Origin of the sequence: Stenotrophomonas sp. PS02289 (genome assembly GCF_029960115.1) — a bacterium.
Taxonomy (GTDB): Bacteria; Pseudomonadota; Gammaproteobacteria; order Xanthomonadales; family Xanthomonadaceae; genus Stenotrophomonas.
This window is the reverse complement of the sequence record NZ_JASCOZ010000164.1, coordinates 1-9,754: the sequence shown is the minus strand read 5'-3', so window position 1 is coordinate 9,754 and position 9,754 is coordinate 1. Positions and strand designations below refer to the sequence as shown.

The 9,754-nt window shown below is 67.2% G+C and carries 9 protein-coding genes; 6 read left to right on the top strand and 3 right to left on the bottom strand.

Annotated features, from left to right (window positions below):
• Positions 1–97: 97 nt before the first annotated feature.
• Both QMX83_RS17620 and QMX83_RS17615 read right to left on the bottom strand, forming a co-directional pair.
• A complete protein-coding gene (locus tag QMX83_RS17620) occupies positions 98–1,051 on the bottom strand; it encodes a DUF1028 domain-containing protein (RefSeq protein WP_282297945.1) in 954 nt (317 codons plus the stop codon).
• 56 nt (positions 1,052–1,107) lie between these two features.
• The gene (locus tag QMX83_RS17615) at positions 1,108–2,478 is read right to left on the bottom strand and encodes a short-chain fatty acyl-CoA regulator family protein (protein WP_282297944.1); all 1,371 of its coding nucleotides are present in this window, start codon (positions 2,476–2,478) and stop codon (positions 1,108–1,110) included.
• A gap of 113 nt (positions 2,479–2,591) precedes the next feature.
• Between QMX83_RS17615 and QMX83_RS17610 the strand changes: the two genes are divergently transcribed.
• From QMX83_RS17610 to mmsB, 5 genes are read left to right on the top strand one after another with little or no spacing between them, the layout of a single operon-like run.
• The gene (locus QMX83_RS17610) at positions 2,592–4,097 is read left to right on the top strand and encodes a CoA-acylating methylmalonate-semialdehyde dehydrogenase (protein ID WP_282297943.1); all 1,506 of its coding nucleotides are present in this window, start codon (positions 2,592–2,594) and stop codon (positions 4,095–4,097) included.
• 14 nt (positions 4,098–4,111) lie between these two features.
• On the top strand, positions 4,112–5,278 hold the full coding sequence (locus QMX83_RS17605) for an acyl-CoA dehydrogenase family protein (protein ID WP_282297942.1): 1,167 nt from the start codon (positions 4,112–4,114) through the stop codon (positions 5,276–5,278).
• Positions 5,275–6,072: an enoyl-CoA hydratase gene (locus QMX83_RS17600; RefSeq protein ID WP_282297941.1), complete on the top strand. Its 798-nt coding sequence runs from the start codon at positions 5,275–5,277 to the stop codon at positions 6,070–6,072. The genes QMX83_RS17605 and QMX83_RS17600 overlap by 4 nt, the downstream gene beginning before the upstream one ends.
• Entirely contained in the window at positions 6,069–7,244 is a 1,176-nt protein-coding gene (locus QMX83_RS17595) for an enoyl-CoA hydratase/isomerase family protein (protein WP_282297940.1), read from the top strand. The genes QMX83_RS17600 and QMX83_RS17595 overlap by 4 nt, the downstream gene beginning before the upstream one ends.
• Complete coding sequence (gene mmsB, locus QMX83_RS17590) at positions 7,241–8,131, top strand: 3-hydroxyisobutyrate dehydrogenase (RefSeq protein ID WP_282297939.1); 891 nt, start codon at positions 7,241–7,243, stop codon at positions 8,129–8,131. Before QMX83_RS17595 ends, mmsB begins: the two co-directional genes overlap by 4 nt.
• Positions 8,132–8,286: 155 nt before the next feature.
• Here the strand turns inward: mmsB and QMX83_RS17585 are convergent, their stop codons facing one another.
• Positions 8,287–8,712 carry an organic hydroperoxide resistance protein gene (locus QMX83_RS17585; protein ID WP_282297938.1) on the bottom strand — a complete coding sequence of 142 codons (426 nt, stop codon included), beginning with the start codon at positions 8,710–8,712 and terminating at the stop codon, positions 8,287–8,289.
• Positions 8,713–8,821: 109 nt separating this feature from the next.
• On the opposite strand from QMX83_RS17585, the gene QMX83_RS17580 reads away from it, so the two are divergent.
• On the top strand, positions 8,822–9,667 hold the full coding sequence (locus tag QMX83_RS17580; RefSeq protein WP_282297946.1) for an AraC family transcriptional regulator: 846 nt from the start codon (positions 8,822–8,824) through the stop codon (positions 9,665–9,667).
• Positions 9,668–9,754 lie beyond the last annotated feature (87 nt).

Sequence of the window (9,754 nt, the reverse complement as noted above, 5' to 3'; positions counted from 1 at the left end):
CGCCGGGGGGGGGGGCGCCCCCCCAAACACACCCCCCCCCCCGCCGCCGCCCCCCCCCCCCCCCCCCCGCTACCGGGACATGTCCCGGAATGAATCATCACCGCCACACCTCCACCACCGGATCCCCCTTCAACCCCAGATACCGCTCCCCTTCCAGCTCCATCCCCGCCATCACCGGATTGCTCGACCACAACACCCCCAGATACTCCCGCGCGCGCACCGCATCCCCACGTGCCATCGCCAGCCGCGCGGCTCGCGCCCAGATCCGATCCCACCCATGCGCCAGCGACAAGGCCCGTGCCATCGCCGCATCCGCATCTGCCTCCCGTCCCTGCCGCATCAACTGCTCCGCACGAATCATCGCCGCATGCGCCTGGCGCTGCTCAAACAGCACGCGCAACTGGACAATCGGCTGCGGCGCACTGTCCACCCGCAGGTCGGTGTCGCGCCAGTCACCTTCCGGCGTGCGCACCAGCAACGCCGCCGACATCCGGCCACTGCGCTGGCCACCGGCCGCTTCACCGGCTTCCAGCGCCTGCAGCAGGCGGGCCGCCAGCGATCCCTCCGACCCGAGGTACGCATCGCGCATCGCACCCAGCACCGCAACCCCGGCCAACCCGTTGCCCTGCACGCTGTAGCCCGGACCACCCAGTGCCCCGGCCCACCCCGACGCCAGCGCGGTCGCTCCGGTGTACTGCGCCTGCCGTCCACGTGCATCCACCAGCCCGACTTGTCGTTCGGCCACGGTGGTGTCGTCGTAGTTGCCATCCCCGGCGAGCAGCTGTTTCAACACCCGCGCTGGCGGCTTGCCTGCCGCCATCAGGCGAAGTCCGTCCGGACCGTAATGCGGGTTGGTCTCGAACTGGCTGGCCAGCGCACCGACCTTCGCCTGCGCCCAGGCGACGCCGGAGCCGCCGACGGCCAGATTGTGCGTGGCGACGGCAACACCGCAATTGCCCTCGTCATCGCAGGCCGCGATCGAGAACGTGGCATGGGCCGGCAGTGCATATACGCAGAGCAGCAGCACGGTGCCTATCAACATGGATTTCATGGGTCCGGTTCCTCCCGGGGCTGGAACCGGTTGGATGCAGGCTGCGGAAGGAGGGTTTAGCCGCGCCCCGGCAACTGCGCGAACGCGCGCTGCATGCAGTCCTCGCGCGGACACACCCGGCAGCCCGGACCAATCGACACCGAGTTGCCCGGGCTCTGGATATCCAACCCGCGCGTATAGATCAGCCGTTCGGCATGCTGCAGGTCACAGCCCAGCGCGACCGCGAAGGTCTTGCGTGGCTGCCCATGACCGATCGGGCCGCTGCTGACCTGCCGGGCCAGCCAGAAATGGCGGCGACCATCGGGCATGCGCGCGGTCTGTGTCAGCACTCTGCCGGGCTGGTTGAAGGCCTCGTACACAATCCACAGCGGGCAGGAACCGCCCACCTGCGAGAAGTGGAAGTCGGTGGCCGAATGCCGTTTGGACACATTGCCGGCGCGGTCCACGCGGATGAAGAAGAACGGCAGTCCCGGTGCGCTGCGCCGCGCCAGCGTGCTCAAACGATGGCACACCGCCTCGAAGCCGACGCCGAAGCGATGCGCGAGCGCGTCGATGTCGTACGCACACTGCTCGGCCGCGCGCAGAAACTGCGCATACGGCATCACCAGTGCGCCAGCGAAGTAATTGCTCATGCCGATGCGTGCCTGCGCAATCTGTTCCGGCTCGCGGAAGCCGGCGCGTGCGATCACCGCATCAATCTGCGCGGCATAGCCCAGCAGGCCCAGTTCGGCTGCCATCTGGAATGCCTGCTGGCCCGGCTCCAGGTAATCGGGCAGCCACAGCGTGCGGCTGCCGCCGTCATACACGCGTTTCTCGCGCCCGGCCTGCAGCGGGCCCACCTCCACCAGCACCCCGTGGCGGTCGGCCAGCAGCTGGCGCAGGCGCGGAGCCACATGCCCGGCGACCAGCCCCCACTCCGCGAACAGCTGCTCGGCCAGGTCGTCCAGCTCGGGAATGTGGTTGTGCATGCGGTTGAAGAAGTCCCGCACCTGGTCGCCCGCCGGCAGCGCCTGCCCGGCCTGCGGGTCGCCGAGCTGGAACTCCAGCGCGGCCGCGTGTTCGCGCAGCAGCAGGTGGCGGCGGTGCAGGTCGAGCAGTGCGTGGCTGATCTGCGGCAGGTTGCCGGCCATGGCGCGCAGTTCGGCGCTGCTCACGCTGTCCAGGCCGAGGTCGCGCAGGGTCTGGCCCAGCGCCTCCTGCAGTGCGGCCGGCTCGTCGTCCTCGAACAGGGCCCCGACATCGCCCAGCACCTCGCCCAGCTTCTGTTGCACCGCGGGGGTCAGCGGGCGCTTGTTGCGCTCGATCTGGTTCAGGTAGCTGGCCGACAGCCCCAAGGCTCGGGCGAGGTCGGCCTGACTGAAACCGCGCTGTTCGCGCAGCTTGAGCAGGCGCAGGCCAAGTTGGCGGAGGGGCGGCTGGCTATTCACAAAATTAACAAGAATCGTAGCGGGCGTTGGCCAGATTAAGCGCAGACAGCCCGGAAATCGAGTCTTGGCCTGTGAATAATGCCAATCACCTTTTCGCACCCGCCGGGATTGTCATGACTGTTGCAGCGCCCCGTATCCGCATGTTGATCGACGGCCAGTTCGTCGAGTCGGCCAGCTCCAACTGGCAGAACGTGGTCAATCCGGCCACCCAGGACGTCCTGGCGCAGGTGCCGTTCGCCACCGTGAGCGAAGTGGATGCCGCCGTGGCCGCCGCCACGGAAGCCTTCAAGACCTGGCGCAAGACCCCCATCGGCACCCGTGCCCGCATCTTCCTCAAGTACCAGCAGCTGATCCGCGAGCACATGAGCGAGCTGGCCCACATTCTCAGTGCCGAGCAGGGCAAGACCCTGCCGGACGCCGAAGGCGATGTGTTCCGTGGCCTGGAAGTGGTCGAGCACGCTGCCGCGATCGGCAACCTGCAGCTGGGCGAGCTGGCCAACAACGTCGCCAACGGCGTGGACACCTACACCCTGCTGCAGCCGCTGGGCGTGTGCGCCGGCATCACCCCGTTCAACTTCCCGGCGATGATTCCGCTGTGGATGTTCCCGATGGCCATCGCCACCGGTAACACCTTCATCCTCAAGCCGTCCGAGCAGGACCCCATGGTCACCATGCGCCTGGTCGAACTGGCGCTGGAAGCCGGTATTCCCAAGGGCGTGCTCAACGTCGTGCACGGTGGCGAAGAAGTGGTCAATGCGATCTGTGACCACCCGGACATCAAGGCGGTCTCGTTCGTGGGTTCCACCCGCGTCGGCACCCACGTGTACAACCGCGCCTCGCTGGCCGGCAAGCGCGTGCAGTGCATGATGGGCGCGAAGAACCACGCCGTGGTGCTGCCGGACGCCAACAAGGAACAGAGCCTCAACGCGATGGTGGGTGCTGCCTTCGGTGCCGCCGGCCAGCGCTGCATGGCCGCCTCCACCCTGGTGCTGGTCGGCGAAGCCCGCGAGTGGGTGCCGGACCTGGTCGCCAAGGCCAAGACCCTCAAGGTCAGCGGCGGCACCGTCGCCGGCACCGATGTCGGCCCGGTCATTTCCTGCGCCGCTCGCGAGCGCGTGGAAGGCCTGATCGCTTCCGGCGTCGAGCAGGGTGCCAAGCTGGTGCTGGATGGCCGCAACCCGCAGGTGGACGGCTTCGAGAAGGGCAACTTCGTCGGCCCGACCATCTTCTCCGGCGTCAAGCCGGGCATGCGCATCTATGACGAGGAAATCTTCGGGCCGGTGCTGGTCATCCTCGAAGTGGACACGCTGGAAGATGCCATCGAGCTGATCAACGCCAATCCGAACGGCAACGGCACTGCCGTGTTCACCCAGTCCGGTGCGGCCGCGCGCAAGTTCCAGGAAGACATCGACGTCGGCCAGGTCGGCATCAACGTGCCGATCCCGGTGCCGGTGCCGCTGTTCTCGTTCACCGGTTCGCGCGCATCCAAGCTGGGCGACCTGGGTCCGTACGGCAAGCAGGTGGTGATGTTCTACACCCAGACCAAGACCATCACCTCGCGCTGGTTCGATGACGAGACGCTGGGTCACGGCGTCAACACCACGATCAGCCTGAAGTAAGCAGGAGTTTCACCATGAGCCACTCGATGACGACGGAACTCGAAGAAGCGCAGCAGGCCTATAGGGAGGCGGCACGTGACTTCGCCCAGGCCGAACTGGCACCGCACGCCGCGCGATGGGATGCGGAGGGCATCTTTCCGCGCGAGGCGATTGCCAAGGCAGGGGAACTCGGGTTCTGTGGCCTGTACATGGACCCCGAGGTCGGTGGCAGCGGCTTGAGCCGTCTGGACGCCGCCGTCGTCATCGAGGAGCTCGCCAACGTGGATCCGTCCACTGCGGCATACATCAGCATCCACAACATGGCCTCGTGGATGGTGTCGACCTGGGGTCAGGAGGGGTTGCGTGCGCAGTGGTGCACCGACCTGTCCGCCGGTGCCAGGCTGGCCTCGTACTGCCTGACCGAACCCGGCGCAGGCTCGGACGCCGCTTCGCTGAAGACCACCGCCGTGCGCGACGGTGACCACTTCGTGCTAAACGGTTCCAAGGCCTTCATTTCCGGTGCCGGTGCCACCGAACTGCTGGTGGTGATGGCGCGTACCGGCGGTGCCGGCGCAGGCGGCATCAGCGCGATTGCGGTGCCTGCCGATCTGCCGGGCATCAGCTTCGGCCGCAAGGAAGAGAAGATGGGCTGGAACAGCCAGCCTACCCGCGGCATCACCTTCGAGAACGTACGCGTGCCGGTCGACCACCTGCTGGGCGAGGAAGGCAGCGGCTTCAAGCTGGCGATGAAGGGCCTGGACGGTGGCCGCATCAACATTGCCGCCTGTTCGCTGGGTGCCGCGCAGGGTGCGCTGGATGCGGCGCGCCGCTACATGGGCGAGCGCCGTCAGTTCGGCAAGACCCTGGCCGACTTCCAGGCGCTGCAGTTCAAGCTCGCCGACATGGTCACCCAGCTCGTCGCCGCCCGGCAGATGGTGCACAGCGCCGCGCGCAAGCTCGATGCCGGTGCCAGTGACGCCAACGTGTGGTGCGCGATGGCCAAGCGCTTCGCCACCGACGCCGGCTTCCAGGTCTGCAATGAAGCCCTGCAGATCCACGGCGGCTACGGTTACATTCGCGAATACCCGATCGAACGCCTGCTGCGCGACAGCCGCGTTCATCAGATCCTGGAGGGCACCAACGAGATCATGCGTGTGATCGTGGCCCGCCACCTGCTCAACACCGAAGAGGAACTGCGATGATGGATTGGCGCAAGCACGAACACACCGGCCTGAAGGTCGAAGCCGATGGCCACGTGGCAGTAGTGACGCTGGACAATCCGCCGGCGCACACCTGGACCGTGCACAGCCTGTCGGCACTGCGCGACCTGGTGGGTGCGCTGAACGCCGACAAGGACGTCTACGCACTGGTCATCACCGGCGGCGGTGAGAAGTTCTTCTCTGCTGGTGCCGATCTCAAGCAGTTCGCCTCCGGCGACAAGGCCGCCGCGCGCGAAGCCGCGCGCCGGTTTGGTGAGGCGTTCGAGGCGCTGTCCGGCTTCCGCGGCGTGTCCATTGCCGCCATCAATGGCTACGCCATGGGCGGCGGCCTGGAATGCGCGCTGGCCTGCGACCTGCGCATCATTGAAGACCACGCCCAGGTCGCCCTGCCGGAGGCCACCGTCGGCCTGCTGCCGTGCGCCGGCGGCACGCAGAACCTGACCCGTCTGGTGGGCGAGGGCTGGGCCAAGCGCATGATCCTGCTCGGCGAGCGGATCGACGCCGACACCGCCCTGCGCATTGGCCTGGTGGAAGAGAAAGTCGCAAAGGGCGCTGCCAAGGCGCTGGCGCTGGAATGGGCGCACAAGGCCGAAAAGCAGAGCCCGACCAGCATCGCGGCCTGCAAGACCCTGGTGCAGTTCACCCGCACCGGCTCGCACGCCGCAGCCCTGGTGGCCGAGCGTGAGGCCTTCGTGGACCTGTTCGACCGTGCCGATCAGGCCGAAGGTGTGAATGCCTTCCTGGAAAAGCGCGCGCCGCAATGGAAGAACGCATGAGCAGCGCGCCGTCGATGGACGAGGCCCCGGTGCTGTTCGAAGAGCGCAGCGCCGGTAATGGCATGCGCATCGGCATCGCCACGTTGAATGCGCCGCGCACCCTCAACGGTTTCTCGCTGCCGATGGCGCACCTGCTGCTCGAGCGCCTGACCGCCTGGGCCGAGGACACCGGCATCGCGCTGGTCGTGCTGCAGGGCGCGGGCGAGAAGGCCTTCTGCGCCGGTGGCGACCTGCACAGCCTGTACAAGAGCATGCAGACCTACCGCGCCGACGGCAGCACCGACGTGCGTGACAACGCCTACGCCGCCGAATTCTTCGACGTCGAGTACCGCGTCGACTACGCCATCCACACCTACTCCAAGCCGATCCTGTGCTGGGGCCACGGCATCCTCATGGGCGGTGGCATCGGCCTGATGTCCGGTGCCAGCCACCGTGTGGTGAGCGAGCGCAGCAAGCTGGCGTTCCCGGAAATCACCGTGGGTCTGTTCCCCGACGTGGGTGGCAGCTGGTTGCTGCCGCGCGTGCCCGGCAAGGGCGGACTGTTCCTCGCCCTGACCGGTGCCACGCTCAATGCCGGTGACGCCATCTATGCCGGTCTGGCCGACATCCACATCGCCGAGGCGCAGCGCGCCGCCGTGTTCGATGCGCTGGCCGGCGTGCACTGGAGCGATGACGCGCAGCGCAACCACGCCCAGCTCAGCACCCTGCTGCAGCAGCACGCCAGCGACGCCGCCACCGGCCCGCTGCTGCGCAATGCCGCCACTATCGATGCCCTGTGCGAAGGCCAGGATGTCGCCGACGTCGTCGCCGCGATCGGCGCGCTGAACACCGAAGACCCCTGGCTGCAGACGGCGCAGGCCACGCTGGCCGCCGGAGCCCCCGGCTCGGCACGCCTGGCCTGGGAACTGCAGAAGCGTGCCGAAGGGGCCTCGCTGGCCGACGTGTACCGCTTCGAGTACGTCGCCGCGCTGCACTGCGCTGCGCACGGTGACTTCGCCGAAGGTATCCGCGCGCTGCTGATCGACAAGGACCGCACGCCGAAGTGGCAACCGGCAAACCTGGCGCAGGCTACCCCGGCCTGGGCACAGACCTTCTTCGTTTCGCCGTGGGACGACGCCACGCATCCGCTGGCCGACCTCGGCACCACCGCTACCGAAAGGAGCCTTGCATGAGCCGTATTGCATTCATTGGGCTGGGCAACATGGGCGGGCCGATGGCCGCCAACCTGGCCAAGGCCGGCCATGCCGTGCGCGTGTTTGACCTGGTGCCCGCCGCCGTACAGGCCGCGGTCGACGCCGGTGCCACCGCCGCGACCTCGGCGCTGGACACGCTGACCGACGCCGAAGTGGTGATCAGCATGCTGCCGGCCAGCCGTCACGTGGAAGGCGTGTACCTGGGTGAAGACGGCCTGCTCGGCGACATTCCCGGCGGCGCGCTGGTGATCGACTGCAGCACCATCGCCCCGGCCACGGCGCGCAAGGTCTCTGAAGCCGCCGCCGCACGCGGCCTGCAGATGCTGGATGCGCCGGTCTCCGGCGGTACTGCCGGTGCGGCCGCCGGCACGCTGACCTTCATCGTCGGCGGCGAAGCCGATGCGCTGGAGCGCGCCCGCCCGCTGCTGCAGGCGATGGGCAAGAACATCTTCCATGTCGGGGCCAGCGGTGCCGGCCAGGTCGCCAAGCTGTGCAACAACATGGCACTGGGCGTGATCATGGCGGTAACCGGCGAATCCATTGCACTGGGCGTGGCCCATGGCCTGGACCCGAAGGTGCTCTCGCAGATGATGGCGGTCAGCACCGGCCGCAGCTGGGCCACCGAAGTGTGCAACCCATGGCCGGGCGTGCTGGAAAATGCGCCGGCCTCGCGCGGCTACAGCGGCGGTTTCGGCAGCGACCTCATGCTCAAGGACATGGGCCTGGCGGTAGAGGCCGCCATGAGCGTCGGTGCCTCCATTCCGCTCGGCGAACTGGCCCGCAACCTGTACTCGATGAACCACCAGGCAGGCCGCGGCAAGCTGGACTTCTCAAGCGTCGTCCAACTTCTGACGACTGACCGCTGATAAACCCTCGCCTTTCAACCTCGATGGGGCAACGGTAGCGCCGGCCGTTGGCCGGCCCTCCTGAAAAACAGAACGCATCCCGTAACCGGGATCCACCGCGGTGGGATGGGTGGCTGCCAAGCACTAAACGCCAGGCAGCCGCCCATTTTTATGCCTTACACAATCGTCAACGTCACATCGATGTTGCCACGGGTGGCATTCGAGTACGGGCAGACGATGTGCGCCTTCTGCACCAGTTCTTCCACCTGATCACGCGGCACGCCCGGCACGCTGATCTGCAGCTCGACCTCGATGCCGAAACCGGTCGGAATCTGACCGATACCCACGACGCCGGTAATCTGCGTCTCGGCCGGCAGGGCGACCTTGGCCTGGCCCGCCACGAACTTCAGCGCGCCCAGGAAGCAGGCCGAGTAGCCAGCGGCAAACAGCTGTTCCGGATTGGTGCCAGTGCCGCCTGCACCGCCGAGCTCGCGCGGGGTGGACAGTTGCACGTCCAGCACGTTGTCCGACGAGACGGCGCGGCCTTCGCGGCCGCCGGTGGAGGTGGCCTGGGCGGTGTACAGAACCTTTTCAATCGACATGGGGTATCTCCTGGCTGTGAAGGGGTGAACCGTTGTTGAGGTGTACTTTGCCTGCAAGCCATGGACGTGTGGCAACATGGCGTCCAGAAAACTTGATCTGGAGTCCGCCATGGTCGACCGCCTGCAATCCCTGCTCAGCCGCTTCGCGGTCCGCGCCGAGGTCTTTCATACCGGCGCGCTGACCGGGACCAATGATCTGCCCGGCGATGGCGAGCGCGGCCAGCTGCATCTCATCCGCGACGGGCGCATCCAGGTAAAGCATCAGGACGGCAGCGTGCTGGAGATCAACCAGCCCAGCATCCTGCTCTATCCGCGTGCGCATGCGCATCGTCTGATCGTGGACCCCAGCACCGGCGCGGGCACTGCCTGCGCCCACGTGCAGTTCGAAGGCGGCATCAACAACCCCATCGTCAACGCCTTGCCACCGGTAATCTGTCTGCCCCTGGCGGAGCTGTATGGCGGCGCACCGATCCTGGAAGTGCTGTTCGAAGAGGCCTTCGCCCAGCGCTGCGGCCGCCAGGCACTGCTCGACCGGCTCTTTGAAATCGTGCTGATCCAGGTGCTGCGCGTCCTGATGGAAAACGGCCAGCTCCGCGTGGGCCTGCTTGCCGGCATGGCGCATCCGCGCCTGCGTCACGCACTGGTCGCCATGCACGAAGCACCGGCCGAAGAGTGGACGCTGGAGGCGCTGGCCCAACGCGCCGGTATGTCCCGCAGCGCCTTCGCCGACAGTTTCCGCGACACCATCGGCAGCACGCCGGGGCATTATCTGCAGGGCTGGCGTACCCGGCTGGTGCAGCAGGCACTGCGCAAAGGGCAGCCGCTCAAGCGCATCGCCATCGACGTGGGGTACGGCAGCGAAGCCGCGTTGTCGCGCGCATTCAAGGCGCAGACCGGGCAGTCACCGCGACAGTGGAAGCAGGGTGTGACGGGGGCCGTTGCCGCGGCGACCTGATGGGTCGCCACGGCGGAGCATCGAGATTACGTGCTACTGGGTGTTGCGCGGATCACTACCCTTCCGATAGGTGTAGGCGGTATCCAC

What these genes read in the sequence shown, in the direction of transcription:
- QMX83_RS17620 (WP_282297945.1), bottom strand. Translation starts at nt 1,051, where the DNA reads ATGAAATCCATGTTGATAGGCACCGTGCTGCTGCTCTGCGTATATGCA.
- QMX83_RS17610 (WP_282297943.1), top strand. Translation starts at nt 2,592, where the DNA reads ATGACTGTTGCAGCGCCCCGTATCCGCATGTTGATCGACGGCCAGTTC.
- QMX83_RS17605 (WP_282297942.1), top strand. Translation starts at nt 4,112, where the DNA reads ATGAGCCACTCGATGACGACGGAACTCGAAGAAGCGCAGCAGGCCTAT.
- QMX83_RS17600 (WP_282297941.1), top strand. Translation starts at nt 5,275, where the DNA reads ATGATGGATTGGCGCAAGCACGAACACACCGGCCTGAAGGTCGAAGCC.
- QMX83_RS17595 (WP_282297940.1), top strand. Translation starts at nt 6,069, where the DNA reads ATGAGCAGCGCGCCGTCGATGGACGAGGCCCCGGTGCTGTTCGAAGAG.
- mmsB (WP_282297939.1), top strand. Translation starts at nt 7,241, where the DNA reads ATGAGCCGTATTGCATTCATTGGGCTGGGCAACATGGGCGGGCCGATG.
- QMX83_RS17585 (WP_282297938.1), bottom strand. Translation starts at nt 8,712, where the DNA reads ATGTCGATTGAAAAGGTTCTGTACACCGCCCAGGCCACCTCCACCGGC.
- QMX83_RS17580 (WP_282297946.1), top strand. Translation starts at nt 8,822, where the DNA reads ATGGTCGACCGCCTGCAATCCCTGCTCAGCCGCTTCGCGGTCCGCGCC.